Genomic DNA, 15,374 nt, shown 5'->3' on the forward strand with positions numbered 1-15,374 from the left:
GCGATGCAATCACTCACTATCCTTTTTTAATGTTAAACAGTTTGATACCCCGTATCTACAATTTCTACCCCTTTGACATTCGTCTTCATAATTACACTCCCTTATTTTGTAGTATCCACCACCAATGTCAATCATTTTACCATTTATAAGGGCATCCGCAACTTTTTTTCTTGCAGATTTTAAAATATTCCAAAATACTCGCCTTGATATACCCATTGCATCAGCAGCTTCTTCATGAGGCTGATTTAAATAATCGACAAGTCGGAGGGATTCCAGTTCTTCGAATGATAGTACTTCGGATTCAAGTTCTATCCCTGGCGTTCCCGCAGGCTTGAATAATTTAAATTGGGGTTCTTCAGAAATTAACCGAGGTATTTTTGGCCTTCCTTTTCTAAATTTCATTTACAATCACTTATTCGGGTGAATTAACTACTATTCCCAAAACAGGAAGTTCGACTAAGGTATATTTGTCATTTTCAAGTCTTTCTTTAATCTGTTCTTTTATTTTACCTAGACATTCAATATTTACTATAGAATTTATAACAACAGTATCTTGTGATAACTCATTAACTATCTTTACAGCCATTTCAGGTTCTTCTGAGATTAAAAAACCCCTCCAATCTTCAGGAGACATTCCCTGATATTCCTTTAAATAAAATCCAGAAATTCCACCCTCTGAAAGTGCATTTATTGCTTTTCCAAGGTTTTGGCTTTCCACAAACAGTTTTAAGAGTATTCTCATACGATTCCCCCCTTATAAAATGACTACTTACACATATGTGTGAAACATTCTATATATAGTTTTTTTATAAAGCACAGGTTTAAATTAATATAATTAGAAAAAGGTTTATTGATAGGACTTATTTATTATTTCAAGACCATTCTGAACTATTCTAAACCTTAGATTCTCACCCTCTTTTGCGTGCCTATGTTTTTCTAATGTGAGTTTTCTAATAGATTCAGTTTTTTCAAGTTTTATTATTGATTTACTCCAGTACTCTAAAAGCCTTCCCCCCGCAGGTTCAATACCGTTTATGGAATCTTTTACTTGATTAGTGATTAATATTCCAGAATTTTTCATTCTAGCAACTTTTAGCAGGTTTGAGATCTGCTTTCCGAGCATCCTATTTAATTTAGTATTTTCATTGATGTTGTCACAGAGTTCCAACCTATAAAGCGAAACAATACCATCAATAACTATAAGACCGATATTTTCAAGAAAAAATATCTTTTCTAAAGCTTCAGACTGCTCCTCAAATGACGAAGGCTCGTAGATTATTATACTTTTAAGTAATTCATCACTATCCTGTTCTGAAAGCTGTTTTATTCTTTCAATGGATAAACTGCCCTCTGTATCGATGTAAACCACATTTTTGCCATTTTCAATTGCTTTTAACATTGAAAGTATGCATATGTTTGTTTTTCCGACACCAGGAGGCCCATAGATTTGAGTTATCGTCTTTTTCTCGATATTTCCATTTAAAAGTTCTTCAAGCATAAAATCACATTAGAATATATAATACATTTAATTTATAGTTTCAAGATTAAAATCATATAGTACGATAGGTTTACTTAGATGTCTTCTTGCAGAAGGTGGGACTTCATAAAATCCCTCTTTTATATCCCTTTTTAATTCATTCAATTCTATTTCATCATAATTAACCCGTTTGCCACAAACTTTACATTTATAGCCACTTTTTAAACCCTTGGCTTTCAGGGTTCCACCACAAACACAAAATTTGTTCTTTTCATATATTTTTCGAAGTGTAACTACTTTTAATTTCTCGACATTTATTTCAAAAGGTTCTTCTCGAACAGTTCCATACACTCCGACAAGGTCGCCACAAATTAATTTTCTTACAATATTTCTAAATTCTTTGGTTGGTTCATAGGCAATGCAGTCTATTTCTCCAGTGGAATCTTTTATTTTAAATAATACGTGTCCACCAGCTATTTCTTTTGGATTTTCGATGATTTTACCATAAGAAATAACTCCAGTATCTGGATAAATGTCTTTTATTTTTGAAAATCTTAAATGAGCGTCAGTTCCCTGATTTGTGATAAAAATCTGACATTTATCAAGTTCATCTGATTTTACGATATTTTTCACTTTTTCTAAAATTTCTCTTGAAATTCCCCTTATTCCGTAAAGAACCGGACATGGCGTGTGTGGGGTAATTATAGATTTTTTTCCGTCTATATTATTAAATGTAAAAGGAAATGTTTCAGAATCCATCTTTAGTATGGAATCAACATCAATTTCTCGCTCAGTTCCCCACTTTTCACTTTTTCGGTAGGATAGAAGTTCGTATGTAAAAGGCGGTTTTGAAGCAATTGCACCAAGAGCCCCGATTATCCCGTGTCCTTTTTTGTATTTTATGTATTCTGCACCTATTTCATTCAATACTTTTTCAGAATCTTCTACCTTTAAAATATCGTATAAAACTGAATTATAATAATTTAAAAGTGTTTTTTCATGTTTTTGATAGTTTTCTTCGCTTAAAAAGACAATTCCTGGATTAGTATTCTCACAATCAAAATCGCTGAACTTTTCAACCATTTCAATTACTAATTTTCTAATAGATTCAATTTCTGATTCATCTAACTTTTTTTCATCCTCAATAATCCTTAAACAAACACCGCCATTTCCCCGGGTTTTATATTTAACCATTGGATTCATTCTAATTAACTTTGGAGTATCCATTTTATAGTTTTTTTGAAGCTCTTCCTGGAGAATAGTTCCAACGTAAGTCGTGCAGTAGTTTTCCCTGCTGTCTGTGTCATCAATTCCGATATACATAATTACCACTTAAAATTCGGTAAAATTTAAATTTAAAAATTTTTCATCCTTAAAAACATATTTATGTAAACATCGCTATCAACTTATATAAAACTAATTTTTAAATGGAGATTTACCATGCAACCCCGGTTTATTCAAAATGCGAGAAAAAAAGAAAGTGAAGAGATAATTAACCAGTTTAGGAAAGAAAAACAGTTTAAATTTAGAAATAATAAAATAAGGCAGAAATTAAGCGAAATGCCAATAAATATTAACAAATTCATTTTAGATATGGAAAGATTTGACGGAACACTTAAAAAATACCCTGAAGATTTCATTGTTGAAGAGATAACTCCCGAAGGAACGGTTCTTGAAGTTGGAAAAGAAATCGGTTTTGAAGATGTTGAAAAGTGGCACGGCTCATTTATCCATTTTACAGTTGAAAAAACGAACTGGAACACGATGGATGCATTAAAACAGATCGTAAGAACAACAAAAACAAAAAGGAAAAATTTTGGATTTGCAGGAACTAAAGATAAATTTGCAGTAACTACTCAAAGATTTGGGTGTTTTGGACTTAAAAAAGAACAGCTTGAAAATATTAACATTAAAGATATTGTCATTCGAGATGTTCAAAAATCAAATAAAAAACTCAGAATGGGTGATCTCTGGGGAAACAAGTTTACGATAAAAATTAGGGGCTTGGATCTTTCAAAAAAAGAAATTAAAAGAATTTCCGATTTAAAATTAGATTACGTGTTAAATTACTACGGAATACAGAGATTTGGACTCATCAGACCAATTACGCATATTGTTGGAAAATTTATCTATGAACGGGACTTTGAAAGTGCATTTTACACCTACTGCGGAACTCCAATAAGTGAAACTGGCGATTCCCTTGAAGCACGACAGCTCGTTGACGTGGGCGAATTTAAAAAAGCTTTAAAATTATTTAATAGAAACCACGACTACGAAAAAAGATTAATTCAGCAGTACTTAAAATATAAAGACTTTAAAATGGCTTTTACCGCATTACCGCCGCAATTAAACAGCATGTTTGTAAATGCTTATCAGGCATATCTATTCAACGAAATGATAAACAAAAGATTTGAATACGGGTTTGATGCAAAAGAAGGAGATATATTGGAAGACAATACTCCAACGGGGACTTTGATTGGGTACAATACTGAATTTAGCGGTGGAATTCAGGGTGAAATTGAAAAAGAAATTGTTGAAAGGGAAAACCTAGATTTGAAAAAATTCAAAATCGAAGACTTTGGAAATTTCTATGGAACGAGAAGAAAAATGATAACTCCAATTTATGACTTTAAAAGCAGCTTTGAAAATGATATTTTTGAATTAAGCTTTAAACTTGAGCGCGGAAATTACGCTACAATCGTTACAAGAGAATTTACTGGAAATTTGAGTTAAATCAAGTATATATAATAAAAAATATAACATTACTTGGCAGTTGATTTCGTGATACTGTCACTAGCAGTTCTACCTACAAGGCGGCCATCTTGAGTATCTGTTGAGAGTCAATGAAAACATGGTTTTCCAAAGGTAGATACATTAATCCTGCTTTTTTAAAAAAATTTAAAAGAGATTTATGCGTTTTTAAAGATTATTTTAAATTTATTTGTATTATTCGTTGATTTTTTTTAAAATCCATGCCATATTTTGGCCAAGTAGTTCCATAGTATGCAGTCCTTCGGTATCTTTTTGAACGTCCCCAATATCAAGACCCATTCCCAAATTCCAGTAGTCTGATCCAACACTTATCATCTGATTTATTGAAAAAAAGTGATTTATTGTATCAAAAACATGAATTCCGCCAGCCCTTCTTACAGAAACTACCGCTGCTCCAACTTTTCTTTTTAAAATATCGTTGTTTGCCTTTGCTACAAAGCCTGCCCTATCAATTAATGCTTTCATTTCAGCAGTAACGTCTGTAAAATAAGTTGGAGACCCCAAAATTATTCCATCAGCTTCAACCATCTTTTCTATGCAGTTATTTATAATATCGCACTCGATTATGCATTTATTATTCAGTGTTTCAAAACATTTGTAGCACGCTGTGCATCCCCTGAGTTTTCCGCCAGCAATATGCATGTGTTCTGTAGAAATTCCTTCTTTTTTTAATTCTTTTAAGACTTTATCGATTAAAATAGACGTATTTCCGTCCCTTCTCGGACTTCCATTAAATGCAACTACTTTCAATATCCCACCCTCAAAATAATCCATGTTTGATTTTATGAATTTGAGAAATGATATATTTTTGCATGAATTTAATAAAAAAAGGATAAAAAAAGATTTATTGTTTTTCTACAGCTTTTAGGTCATTTTCAAGATTATCTGAAAAGTCCATACTGTAAAATTCTCCAGAAGTTGGAAGAACCATGTAAAATTCTGGCGTAGTATCAAATGAAGCTTCGACAGAATCAATTTCAAAATCAAGAATGTGTCCTCCCGCAGTTCTATCATCAGTTATGAAATGTAAGTGGTACAAAGGAACATTTAAACCAGACATGAATTCAGGAACCCAAAACCCGACAACAGTTCCAGAAACATTTTCAAATTCAAATACTGACTGATTTTTTACAACATCCACCAGTTTTTCATAGGGTTTTTCTTGGGATGGAACACTTCTTGTTTTCATTTTTGAGAATTTACCGGTTAATTTTACGGCATAAACCATATTTTTAGAAGGGAATTTCGATTCAAAGTATGATTCAAACTCTGAAATATTCATATCATTTAAAAAATACGTTTCATCATTTTCAAACGAAGTAACAGTTGCAAAAGGAGTTGTTACATTTTCAACAGCATATGCTACACCGTCTGCTTTAACCTGATAGCATATTCCATCCAGAACAACCATTTCCCCATCGAGTTTATCAAAAGTACCTATTCCAAAATCCCCGTGAGATACAAGTTCATTTACTGGAATAAATCCATCATAAATGCGTTCCATCAACGCATTTATCGTAGATACCTGATATAAAACATCTGAAACCTGTTCTGACTTGATTTCTGAATCAGAGCTGTCATCTGCAGAAATACAGCCAGAAAATAACACCATCATGATTACTAAACATTTTACAAATATATTCATATTATCCACCCGTTTTAAACGAAAATACTTATAATTAAAATGTTATAAATAATGAATGATTTGATTTTAGGTGTAATTTATGAAATGGCTTGAAGAATTGATTGATTTATTGGAATGCCCAAAGTGTAAGGGTGAGTTAGAGCTTTTGGGCAATAAATTACACTGTAAAAAATGTAATAAAAATTATTTAATTAAAGATAAAATCCCAGTACTCCTTGACGAATAGGTGATTTTATGAGATGTTTTCTTGCTATTGAATTAAATTCCGATTTAAAAGAAAATTTGGAAAACTTAAAAAAACAGTTTGACTTAAAAGGCATAAAAACAGTTGAAAAAGATAATTTACATATAACCGTGAAATTTTTAGGAGATGTTGACGATAAAAAACTTGAAGAAATACTTAACTCGGATTTAAAAATTAAAAAAGTTATTTCTGAGATAAAAGGGGTTGGAACATTTCCAAATGAAGAATATATCCGTGTAATATGGATTGGAACAACAAAACTTGAAGAAACTTTAAAAAATATTGATGAAAAGCTCTTTAAATTGGGTTTTAAAAAAGAAAAAAGTTATGATCCACATATCACACTTGGAAGAGTTAAATTTATCGAAAATAATTCAAAAGAAACATTAAAAAAGGTAATTGAAAAAAATAAACACGTGGATTTTGGAAAAATAGAAATAAATTCAGTTTCACTCATGAAAAGTACGTTAACTAAAGAAGGACCAGTTTATGAAACCATTAAAAAGTGGGAATAAATTTAAAGATAGTCTGAAGCGTATAATATCCCGTCATGTCCAGTTATAATATTCTTTTTTAAAGATACAATTTTTTGAATTGATTTTTTCGAAAGTTCGAGATCAATTGCAATTGGAAGATCTAAATTTTCAAGCACGTTTTTCTTACGGTGGATTGCAGCAGGTGCAACCACGTAATCTTCATAAATCACGGAAATACTGTCGAAAGTGTGTCCGGGAGTCCATATTAGATCTAGTTCAGGGTCTTTAAGGTCATTTATGGATCCATCAGAATATTTGACGATTTTGGCATTTCTAAAAAGGTCGTTATTTCCATTGTGGTTGTTGTGGTTGTGCGAACTTATAATATAATCAATATCCTTTAATTTAACGTCTAATTTGTTTAAATTTGAAATTATAATCTTTTTTTTATCCCTTGAAGATGTATCCACGATTATTTTATTTTTTGATGTTTCGATATACGTACATGAAGAACTCGGGCCCACGAACATGCCATTTTCCTCATCGAGATACGTAATTGATCCATTATATAATAATTTTAACAAGTAATCACTTCCATAATAACTAAAAGTAATTTAGATTTTAAGTTAATAAAGTTATTTTTTTATTCCTCCCCGAAGGGTTGCCGCAACACCGTAATCAAATTCCATCAATTCTTGACCATTTAATATTGTTGTACCGTATGCCAACAAGTCATCGTCAGAATTTACAATTAATACTTCTTCAAATGGCCTTAATTCATGATCACAGTCTTTAACAAATTTGGAATAAACAGATTTTCCAGCTCTTGCAAATTCTTCAACACTGCTGTCAATTACGATCCTATAGTTAGGAAACTCGAGTTTTTCATGTAAAAGTTCAGCACCATATTTTGCAGGAATTAAAAAGTTGTCATTTGCCCGTAATGTAAACAAAACTTCCTTTTCAAGTAAAAGATTTCTAATTCTACCGGTATTTTTACTTCTTCTTGATTTTACTTTTCCCATTAATTCATCGTCGAGTATTTTTGCCCCGTACTGGTATTCGAGCATTTTTCCGATTCTGAATATATCGGGATTGATTTTGTCGCAATCTTTTTTCTTGCCGTAGTGGTTTATGTAATAATTATATGTACTTATATCGAGTATTTTTTCAGTGTGTTTTTCTCTAAATTCGCTTACAAATTCATTGTTGTATTTCTTTTCAAAATCATACAGATCAGGTACTTCATTTTGAGCTAAAGGATACATTGTATCGATATTTAAAGGAACTAACCCAAATACACTGTCTTTTATAAGTACATCAACGTCGCACGGAACATTGCTTAAATTTTCGTGGTATGGCTTTGAAGTGTTTTCTGACACGCTTGTTACATAGATTTTATCGTACTGAATTCTCTCAAGCCTTTGTTTGTGCCTGTAAATTTCAGGCCTATCCATACTTTCATATCCTGTGTAGAAAAATCCGGACTTTTTGGAAACAGGGTCGTGTTTTTCAATGAAATCCATGTATTTTGAAATAACTCTCAAACCGTTCAAAAGTTTAGGGTGACTTCTGCATCTTTCTTCAACGAGTTCCCAGAGGTTTCCTTCTTTTATTGCATTTTTGATTCTATCAATTTCTTCAAAAGTAACGTAGAGATTGTGTTCTGCAAGTAATCTCGTTTTTTCCTTTTCTTCCAGGTTAAAAAGTTGTTTTGGAGTATATTCACTACATACTTTACAGGTGCAAGGGAAACTTTTTAAATCTTTCATGTCTTCAAGGTGAAGGGTTCCTTCTGCTGTTAAATATCTTCCATTTTTAGCATAAAGAGCATATGCGGCACTGTCAAATAAATCACATCCAAGTGCAACTGACAGTGCAAATAACATCGGGTGTCCGCATCCAAAAAGGTGAACAGGCTTGTTTGTTGGAAGATGCATTTTTGAATTTAAAATAACTTCTGCAACCTCTCTGTACCTATAATCTTCCATTAAAGGAACTACTGCGCCAATCGGGTAGATATCAAAGTCCATTTTACCCATAACTTCAGCACTTTTCTGCCTTAAATCCAAGTACTTTGAACCCTGAATAGTTCCATTAAGTGCGAGTTTGTAGCCCATTTCTTTTCTTCTTTTAATCGAGTCTTTTGCTCTTTTAAAGGTTTCCAATAAATCGCTTTCAGCTTTTTCTCTTGAAACATCCGGACCAGTTGGGATATCAAGTATTGTTCCAACATCTACTCCGATTTTTTCCTGAAAATCGATTATTTCCATTGGGCCGACATTTACATCGCCATAAACACTCAACTGAAATGAGCCGCTGTCGGTTACAACGACATTTTTAAAGTCGATTAATTCGTGAATTCCTTTTGTTTCCGCAATTTCTCTGAGTTCTGGTGTTGTATATGTTATGTAAGAGTTTGTAATTACAACGTCAGCCAGTTTATTTATTAAATCCATTGAAACCGTCTGTTTTTTAGGATTTGGGTGAATTACAGGCATAATTGTTGGAGTTTCAATTTTTTTTCCGTTTATCGTGATTACACCAAGCCTTCCCATTGCATCACGAGCTTTTATTTCAAACATGTTTCCACCATAAATTAAACTTCATAATCTGTAAAAATCGATAATTTTCAATAATAATCCCAAATGTTAAAATAGCAATTAACTATTAGATATATTACTTCATATAAAAAGAGATTCTTATTTAAAATATTTTTGGTTGGCGAGAAAATGTATGAACAGGCTATTGTTATTCGAAATGATTTAAAAATGGGGAAGGGGAAAATGGCGGCTCAAGCCTGTCACGCATCAATTCAAGCTTTTTTACACGCTCAAAAAATAAGTTCATCAGCAGTCAGCGGCTGGATGAATGAAGGGCAGAAGAAAGTTGTTTTAAAAGTAAATTCTGAAAAGGAACTTTTAGAAATATTTAAAAACGTCAATATCGAAGGACTTCCATGCAGTTTGATAAGAGATGCTGGAAGAACCCAGATTGAACCAGGAAGTCTTACGGCTGTTGGAATTGGCCCTGAAAAAGAAGAAAAAATTTCAAAAGTTACGAAGGATTTAAAATTACTTTAAATTTGAAATTTACAAGAGTTTTATAAAAATTTAAGCACTATTAATAAATATTTGAAAACAGAATAAATAACATACAAAATTTAAGTTTACTTGATTCATTTTATTCCTTAAGATTTGGATCCTAATCTGGTGATAATTGTGGCTGTTAAAATAGCAGAACTTACCTGCGGAGCAGAGTACAGTGGTGTTCAGGCTGAAATTGAAAAAGCTGCGAAAGAAGTCGGTGGAGAAATTGTATATCCTGAAGTTGATTTAGAATATATTGACAAAGTTAACGATTATTTAGGATTTGAAGTTGCATCTGCTAACTTAAAATTAATGTTTGCACGAGCAATGTCAATTATTGAAGGAAACACTGATGCAGAAGCAGTTTTTATTTCAACCTGCTTTAGATGCGCTGAAGGGGCCCTTGTAAGAAACGAAGTTAGGAGATTAATACAACAAAACACAGATTTACCTGTTGTTATGTATTCATTTACCGAAAGAACGAAAGCTTCAGAATTACTTACGAGAATGGAAGCTTTGGTTACAATTGTTGATAAAAAAGCACTTCTTGCAAGGAAAAAGCAGGATGGTATAAGTTTAGGACTTGACAGTGGTTCAACTACAACAAAAGCAGTTATCATGAAAGATAACGAAGTTATTGGAACTGGCTGGGTTTATACTAAAGATGTTATCGAATCTGCACAAGAAGCGCTTGATGCAGCTTTGAAAGAATCCGGACTTAAAATGGAAAATATTGAAACAATTGGAACCACAGGTTATGGTAGACATACCCTTGGTGACCATTTTAAAGCTGATTTAGTACAAGAAGAATTAACAGTTAACTCAAAAGGAGCTGCATTTTTAGCAGGTGCTCAGAAAGGAGAAGCTACGGTAATTGATATTGGTGGAATGGATAACAAAGCAATTTCACTGAATAATGCGATTCCCGATGGCTTTACAATGGGTGGAATCTGTGCTGGTGCAAGCGGTAGGTTCTTTGAAATTACTGCAAAAAGGCTAGATGTTTCAATTCAGGAACTTGGTGACATTGCAGCAACTGGAGACTGGCGAAATGTTATGATGAACAGCTACTGTATCGTATTTGGAATTCAGGATTTAGTAACGGGTCTTGCAGGTGGTGCTACTCCAAATGACGTTGCCGCGGCAGCTGCTCACTCTGTTGCAGAACAGATTTACGAACAGCAACTTCAAGAAGTTGATGTAAGGGATCCTTTAATTTTGGTTGGTGGAAGCAGTCTTTTGAAAGGAATGGTTCTTGCACTTGAAGAGATACTTGGTAAAAAAATAATAGTTCCAAAATATTCTCAATTTATTGGTGCAGTTGGTGCTGCATTGATCTCTTCGGGATATAGGAATCTCAAAAAATAACTTTTTTAAGTTTTTAGGTTAATAGGTGTGGCGTTATGGACAGTAATATCGATGTTGAAATATTATCCATTCTATCAGAAGCATCTGCTCCAGTTGGTGCAAAAATAATCGCGGATGCATTAAAAGATAGAGGATATGATATTGGGGAACGGGCAGTTAGGTATCACTTAAAAGAACTTGATGAAAACAGCCTTACAAAAAAATTAGGATATTCCGGAAGAGAAATCACTGAAAAAGGAATTGAAGAACTTGAAAAAGCAAATATTTCATTTAGAATCGGCTCAGTATATTCACAAGTGATTGAAAAACTTTATTTATCGGATTTTCCTTCAAAAGTTCTGATAAATACTGCCAAATTCGAAGGAGATTATAAAACAATCAAAGAACTTGTTTTAAAATCTTTTGAAGCAGGTTATTCAGTAGGGGATTACCTAAATATCAGAAAAAAAGGATATTCAGTATTTGTTGAAACCCTCTGTAGTATTACGTTTGATAATTTTTTATTGAAAAACGGAATAATTCCAACCCCTGAATACGGTGGAATCGTTAAATTTGAAGACTACGAACCAGTAAATTTTGAAGGAGTAATTGAATTTAAAAGTACCTCGATCGATCCATTGGTTGCATTTATTATGCAGGGTAAAACGGATGTAATTGGCGTAATTGAAAATGGAGAAGGGCTTGTTCCTGCAAATTTCAGAGTTATTCCAAAATCAAGTGAAAAACAGTTTGAAAATATCCTTAAAAAAGATATGTTAAATTCTGTTTTAGCATATGGAACTGAAAACGTACTTGGAATGAATTTAAACCCTGAACAGATTGGTGTAGTGTTAGTTGGTGGATTAACACCACTTTGTATCCCTCACGAATCAGGGTACGCCGCAGATATCAGTGCTGCCACACAGCTTAAAGATATTTCATCAATGGAAAAAAAAACGAAAGGATTCCTTGAAGCAAAGAAAAAGAAAGGAAAATTTAAAGTAACTCCAGTTTTATCCAAAATGCTTTCAAAAATGCAGGGTGTAAACTACGATATTGAAGATAAAAAAGGCAATGTTGTTGTAAACACTGCAAAAGTTCCTATTGAATACAAAGAAGAAGCAATAAATGCATTGAAAGACAGTTATGAAAATAAACTCGCAATTTCAGATCGCTTAAAAGTAGAATGCGATGAAGAATTCTTAAATGCATACACAATCTGTTCATTAACCGTTGATGGAGTATTTTTGAAAAACAAAATTCCTGTAATTCCCTACTATGGTGGAATTTTAGAAGTGAAAGCAGATGAAAAACGGTTTATTGAAGCAATTGACTACGAAGGAACGTCTCTTGACCCTCACGAAGTATTTTTCAATAAAGCTGATGGTAAAAACTACATTTTAGCAGGTATTCGAAAAGTTCCAATGTCTGCGTCTGAAAAATTAATAGAACTTAACGAAAAACTTGGCTGGAATTCGATAATCGAAGTAGGAAGGCCAAATAACGACATTTGCGGTGTTCGTGTTGAAAAATGTATGTTTGGAATTACCACGATTGGTGGAACAAACCCATTTGCAAATATGCGCAAAAACAACATCCCTGTGGAAATGAAGACCCTTCACAAATCAATTGACTATTCAGAACTAACAAATTACGACGATATTTAAATTTATTAATATAAGGAGATATTTATGGGAAAAAAGGACAAAAGATGGGTTCTTCAAAGGAAAAACGACCATTATTACAATTTGGCAAAAAAAAGAAATTATAGATCAAGAGCAACGTACAAATTATTCCAGTTGAATGAAAAATTCAATTTAATAAAGGAAAGAAACGTTGTTGTAGATTTGGGCTGTGCTCCAGGAGGATGGCTTCAGGCTGCACGAGATATTGTTGGAGATAAAGGTTTTATCGTTGGAATTGACTTACAGACTGTAAAGCCACTCCCATATGAAAATGTCATTGCAATAAAAGGCGATATGACAAAAGAAGAGATATTAAAACAGGCACGAGATTTATTGCCCGAAAAACCAGATGTTATAATCTGTGATGCTTCCCCAAACATCAGCGGAGTTTGGGATGTTGACCATGCAAGATCCCTTGAACTTACAACAATGGCGCTCATGACTGCAACTAAAATGTTGAAAAAAGGTGGAAACTTTGTTGTAAAAGTATTTCAAGGCGATTTGTTCGAAAAATACGTTCAACTCGTTTCAGAATACTTTGATAAAGCATTCACAACAAAACCGAGAGCTTCTAGAGATGAAAGTGCCGAAGTATATGTGATTGGAAAAAGATTCAACGGAAGAAAATTTGATATGAATTCAAAATCGCCAATTGTAAAATTGCTTGATACAAATCCAAAGGAAAATGAGATTACAAGTCCGAGTTTAAGAAAAGATATATCTAAAGAAGATAGTGGACTCATGATTAAAAGAATAAAGGAAATGAGATCCAAAAAAGAATAATTTATGCATTAATAATTTTACTACTTTTTTAAAATTTAAAAAAATTATAAATTTATTTCCAGAGTCTAAGTTCACTTCTTTTGACATCTTGTCTGTGTCTTTCTAAAAATTTGTACATTTTTGAGTGCGACGTTCCTCTTAAAAGCATCTCGATTGCATCTTTTGCAATTTTTGCAGTTTCGATTTCTCCGATAATTGAAACGGTTTTTCCATAAACTGAAATGTGCGTTGAAGTTAATTCTTCAATGTATCTTCTTGATTTTCCACTGCTTCCGATAATTCTTCCTTTTAATCTTTGAAGAGCTTTATCAGAATTTCCATATTCTGAAATATCGATTACTTCAAAAGCATATTCATCTGAAACCAGTTTTAAAGCTTTTTCGGGATTAAATCCCCTTCCAATAGCTTTTACAATATCTCTTGCTTTCCATAGGGCTAATGGGTCTTCCTGGCCTTCTGTTGAATAAATATTAACTTCCCCTTCGGAATCGATTTCCAATTCAACCCCAAGCTCACTTTCAAGTGTTTTTCTAACTTCTCCGTGAGTTCCAATAAGGATACCTGTTCTCTCTTTTGGAATCTTCACTACTTCCACATTCTCATACATAAAATCTCACCAATTAGGCATTTAAATTTCGTTAAACATTATATAATTAATACTTAAAAAAAGATTTTGTAAAAATTTTTTTAATATGTTTTTGCCATTTCTTCATCGATTAATGCGAGTTCTTCTCCAGAAACGAATTTGTAGAACTCTTTGTAATCAGTTGCAATTCCTCTTCTTTTAAAGAAACTGCAAACGTTTTTAACATCCCTAATAAGAAGTGTTTTTGAAAGAGGATGTTCTTTAACAACCCCTTGTGAAAAATCAATGTATACTGGCTCTTCTTCATGTACTAAAATATTATATTCGGATAAATCCCCGTGAACTAATTGGGCATCTTGATATAATACCTTCATGTCTTCTCGTATCATTTCATAGAATTCAGAATAATCGACTTCCACATCTTTTAATCTTGGAGCTGGAACTCCATCTTCATGAACCATATCCATTAAAAGTATATTTTCCCTTTTTAATATTGGTTCTGGCGTGTTTATATAATCTCCCGCTCTTAAAAGGTTCCTAAATTCTTTTTCAACCCATGCAGTTATTACCTGTCGAGTACTGCTTCTCCTAAGGTGGAATCGAGGATCACCTTGAATATATTTCCACATTGTTTTAAAATCACATGTAGAAACACGGTAAACCTTTAATGCGTAGAGTTCGTCCTCTTTATTTGCAGAAAACACTACTGCTTCCTTTCCAGAATTAACAACTCCAGAAATTTCATCAATGTGTTTTGCCACAAGTAAATTATAAATATTTAAGAGAGTACGTTGGTCAAAAACTTCGTTTTCAGTTTTTAATTCTTCCAAAAACTTCTTTTTTCTTTCAACGATCTTTTTTTGAAACTCCCTATCCAGTTGTTTTTCTTTTTTATCTAAATCCATTTTAGGGACATCTTTCATCAATATCCCTTATCTCATGAATTCTAAGTATCCTTTTCTGTTTAACCAGTCAACTTGTCCTTTTGTGTATCTCCAGATTACGTCGCATTTCTCATCGGACTGTACTTCCCAAGGAGTGACAATTACAACATCGTCTTCCCTTACCCAGATTTTTCTCTTTAATTTTCCAGGAATTCTACCCATTCTGAGTTTTCCGTCCATGCATCTTACCCTAACCCTACTTGCACCAAGCATTTGCTCGATTACTCCAAGAACTTCGTTTTCATTTTCTCTCGGAGTCCTTACTCTTGTTGGTTGTTGGGGTGCTTGTTGTCCTCGCATAGTTCTCACCTTTTTTTCGATAATTT

18 protein-coding genes are annotated in these 15,374 nt (G+C 32.9%); 7 read left to right on the forward strand and 11 right to left on the reverse strand.

Annotated elements, in window-relative coordinates:
* Window positions 1-9 precede the first annotated feature (9 nt).
* From MMARC5_RS05000 to MMARC5_RS05015, 4 genes are all read right to left on the reverse strand, one after another.
* Window positions 10-402: a DUF134 domain-containing protein gene (locus MMARC5_RS05000; protein WP_011868745.1), complete on the reverse strand. Its 393-nt coding sequence runs from the start codon at window positions 400-402 to the stop codon at window positions 10-12.
* A gap of 10 nt (window positions 403-412) precedes the next feature.
* Entirely contained in the window at window positions 413-742 is a 330-nt protein-coding gene (locus MMARC5_RS05005; protein ID WP_011868746.1) for an MJ1244 family protein, read from the reverse strand.
* Window positions 743-847: 105 nt separating this feature from the next.
* Window positions 848-1,498 carry a DNA repair and recombination protein RadB gene (gene radB, locus MMARC5_RS05010; protein WP_011868747.1) on the reverse strand — a complete coding sequence of 217 codons (651 nt, stop codon included), beginning with the start codon at window positions 1,496-1,498 and terminating at the stop codon, window positions 848-850.
* A 27-nt stretch (window positions 1,499-1,525) separates the two neighbouring features.
* Window positions 1,526-2,800: a tRNA(Ile)(2)-agmatinylcytidine synthase gene (locus MMARC5_RS05015; protein WP_011868748.1), complete on the reverse strand. Its 1,275-nt coding sequence runs from the start codon at window positions 2,798-2,800 to the stop codon at window positions 1,526-1,528.
* 117 nt (window positions 2,801-2,917) lie between these two features.
* On the opposite strand from MMARC5_RS05015, the gene truD reads away from it, so the two are divergent.
* The gene (gene truD / locus MMARC5_RS05020) at window positions 2,918-4,210 is read left to right on the forward strand and encodes a tRNA pseudouridine(13) synthase TruD (RefSeq protein WP_048058477.1); all 1,293 of its coding nucleotides are present in this window, start codon (window positions 2,918-2,920) and stop codon (window positions 4,208-4,210) included.
* Window positions 4,211-4,423: 213 nt separating this feature from the next.
* On the opposite strand, the gene MMARC5_RS05025 is transcribed toward truD, so the two are convergent.
* Together MMARC5_RS05025 and budA are read right to left on the reverse strand one after the other, a co-directional pair.
* Window positions 4,424-4,999 carry a flavodoxin family protein gene (locus tag MMARC5_RS05025; RefSeq protein WP_048058478.1) on the reverse strand — a complete coding sequence of 192 codons (576 nt, stop codon included), beginning with the start codon at window positions 4,997-4,999 and terminating at the stop codon, window positions 4,424-4,426.
* 94 nt (window positions 5,000-5,093) lie between these two features.
* Window positions 5,094-5,894 (reverse strand): acetolactate decarboxylase, encoded by an 801-nt coding sequence (gene budA / locus MMARC5_RS05030; protein ID WP_011868751.1) that lies wholly within the window; start codon window positions 5,892-5,894, stop codon window positions 5,094-5,096.
* Window positions 5,895-5,973: 79 nt separating this feature from the next.
* Here budA and MMARC5_RS09770 point away from each other — a divergent pair, with 79 nt between their 5' ends.
* Together MMARC5_RS09770 and thpR are read left to right on the forward strand one after the other, a co-directional pair.
* Window positions 5,974-6,120, forward strand: coding sequence for a Trm112 family protein (locus tag MMARC5_RS09770; RefSeq protein WP_011868752.1), 147 nt, complete (start codon window positions 5,974-5,976; stop codon window positions 6,118-6,120).
* Window positions 6,121-6,128: 8 nt separating this feature from the next.
* A complete protein-coding gene (thpR, locus tag MMARC5_RS05035; RefSeq protein WP_011868753.1) occupies window positions 6,129-6,653 on the forward strand; it encodes an RNA 2',3'-cyclic phosphodiesterase in 525 nt (174 codons plus the stop codon).
* A gap of 2 nt (window positions 6,654-6,655) precedes the next feature.
* On the opposite strand, the gene MMARC5_RS05040 is transcribed toward thpR, so the two are convergent.
* Together MMARC5_RS05040 and tgtA are read right to left on the reverse strand one after the other, a co-directional pair.
* Window positions 6,656-7,198, reverse strand: a complete 543-nt coding sequence (locus MMARC5_RS05040; RefSeq protein ID WP_048058479.1) for an MBL fold metallo-hydrolase — start codon at window positions 7,196-7,198, stop codon at window positions 6,656-6,658.
* Between the two features lie 51 nt (window positions 7,199-7,249).
* The gene (gene tgtA, locus MMARC5_RS05045) at window positions 7,250-9,199 is read right to left on the reverse strand and encodes a tRNA guanosine(15) transglycosylase TgtA (protein WP_011868755.1); all 1,950 of its coding nucleotides are present in this window, start codon (window positions 9,197-9,199) and stop codon (window positions 7,250-7,252) included.
* A 147-nt stretch (window positions 9,200-9,346) separates the two neighbouring features.
* Between tgtA and pth2 the strand changes: the two genes are divergently transcribed.
* From pth2 to MMARC5_RS05065, 4 genes are all read left to right on the forward strand, one after another.
* The gene (pth2, locus tag MMARC5_RS05050; RefSeq protein WP_011868756.1) at window positions 9,347-9,697 is read left to right on the forward strand and encodes a peptidyl-tRNA hydrolase Pth2; all 351 of its coding nucleotides are present in this window, start codon (window positions 9,347-9,349) and stop codon (window positions 9,695-9,697) included.
* A 138-nt stretch (window positions 9,698-9,835) separates the two neighbouring features.
* On the forward strand, window positions 9,836-11,071 hold the full coding sequence (locus MMARC5_RS05055) for a methanogenesis marker 15 protein (protein WP_011868757.1): 1,236 nt from the start codon (window positions 9,836-9,838) through the stop codon (window positions 11,069-11,071).
* A 35-nt stretch (window positions 11,072-11,106) separates the two neighbouring features.
* Window positions 11,107-12,717: a global nitrogen regulator NrpR gene (nrpR, locus tag MMARC5_RS05060; RefSeq protein WP_011868758.1), complete on the forward strand. Its 1,611-nt coding sequence runs from the start codon at window positions 11,107-11,109 to the stop codon at window positions 12,715-12,717.
* Window positions 12,718-12,741: 24 nt separating this feature from the next.
* Complete coding sequence (locus MMARC5_RS05065; protein ID WP_011868759.1) at window positions 12,742-13,518, forward strand: RlmE family RNA methyltransferase; 777 nt, start codon at window positions 12,742-12,744, stop codon at window positions 13,516-13,518.
* A 52-nt stretch (window positions 13,519-13,570) separates the two neighbouring features.
* Here the strand turns inward: MMARC5_RS05065 and MMARC5_RS05070 are convergent, their stop codons facing one another.
* The 3 genes from MMARC5_RS05070 to eif1A all read right to left on the reverse strand — a co-directional run bounded on the left by MMARC5_RS05070 (window position 13,571) and on the right by eif1A (window position 15,348).
* Window positions 13,571-14,125, reverse strand: a complete 555-nt coding sequence (locus MMARC5_RS05070) for a KH domain-containing protein (protein WP_011868760.1) — start codon at window positions 14,123-14,125, stop codon at window positions 13,571-13,573.
* 80 nt (window positions 14,126-14,205) lie between these two features.
* On the reverse strand, window positions 14,206-15,027 hold the full coding sequence (locus tag MMARC5_RS05075; protein WP_011868761.1) for a serine protein kinase RIO: 822 nt from the start codon (window positions 15,025-15,027) through the stop codon (window positions 14,206-14,208).
* Window positions 15,028-15,036: 9 nt separating this feature from the next.
* The gene (gene eif1A, locus MMARC5_RS05080) at window positions 15,037-15,348 is read right to left on the reverse strand and encodes a translation initiation factor eIF-1A (RefSeq protein ID WP_011868762.1); all 312 of its coding nucleotides are present in this window, start codon (window positions 15,346-15,348) and stop codon (window positions 15,037-15,039) included.
* Window positions 15,349-15,374 lie beyond the last annotated feature (26 nt).

Source organism: Methanococcus maripaludis C5 (genome assembly GCF_000016125.1).
Lineage (GTDB): Archaea > AGJL01 > Methanococci > Methanococcales > Methanococcaceae > Methanococcus > Methanococcus maripaludis_D.

Excerpts from the sequence above, each read along its gene's own strand:
- MMARC5_RS05000 (WP_011868745.1), bottom strand. The coding sequence starts at position 402 with ATGAAATTTAGAAAAGGAAGGCCAAAAATACCTCGGTTAATTTCTGAA.
- MMARC5_RS05005 (WP_011868746.1), bottom strand. The coding sequence starts at position 742 with ATGAGAATACTCTTAAAACTGTTTGTGGAAAGCCAAAACCTTGGAAAA.
- radB (WP_011868747.1), bottom strand. The coding sequence starts at position 1,498 with ATGCTTGAAGAACTTTTAAATGGAAATATCGAGAAAAAGACGATAACT.
- MMARC5_RS05015 (WP_011868748.1), bottom strand. The coding sequence starts at position 2,800 with ATGTATATCGGAATTGATGACACAGACAGCAGGGAAAACTACTGCACG.
- truD (WP_048058477.1), top strand. The coding sequence starts at position 2,918 with ATGCAACCCCGGTTTATTCAAAATGCGAGAAAAAAAGAAAGTGAAGAG.
- budA (WP_011868751.1), bottom strand. The coding sequence starts at position 5,894 with ATGAATATATTTGTAAAATGTTTAGTAATCATGATGGTGTTATTTTCT.
- MMARC5_RS09770 (WP_011868752.1), top strand. The coding sequence starts at position 5,974 with ATGAAATGGCTTGAAGAATTGATTGATTTATTGGAATGCCCAAAGTGT.
- thpR (WP_011868753.1), top strand. The coding sequence starts at position 6,129 with ATGAGATGTTTTCTTGCTATTGAATTAAATTCCGATTTAAAAGAAAAT.
- tgtA (WP_011868755.1), bottom strand. The coding sequence starts at position 9,199 with ATGTTTGAAATAAAAGCTCGTGATGCAATGGGAAGGCTTGGTGTAATC.
- pth2 (WP_011868756.1), top strand. The coding sequence starts at position 9,347 with ATGTATGAACAGGCTATTGTTATTCGAAATGATTTAAAAATGGGGAAG.
- nrpR (WP_011868758.1), top strand. The coding sequence starts at position 11,107 with ATGGACAGTAATATCGATGTTGAAATATTATCCATTCTATCAGAAGCA.
- MMARC5_RS05065 (WP_011868759.1), top strand. The coding sequence starts at position 12,742 with ATGGGAAAAAAGGACAAAAGATGGGTTCTTCAAAGGAAAAACGACCAT.
- MMARC5_RS05070 (WP_011868760.1), bottom strand. The coding sequence starts at position 14,125 with ATGTATGAGAATGTGGAAGTAGTGAAGATTCCAAAAGAGAGAACAGGT.
- MMARC5_RS05075 (WP_011868761.1), bottom strand. The coding sequence starts at position 15,027 with ATGAAAGATGTCCCTAAAATGGATTTAGATAAAAAAGAAAAACAACTG.
- eif1A (WP_011868762.1), bottom strand. The coding sequence starts at position 15,348 with ATGCGAGGACAACAAGCACCCCAACAACCAACAAGAGTAAGGACTCCG.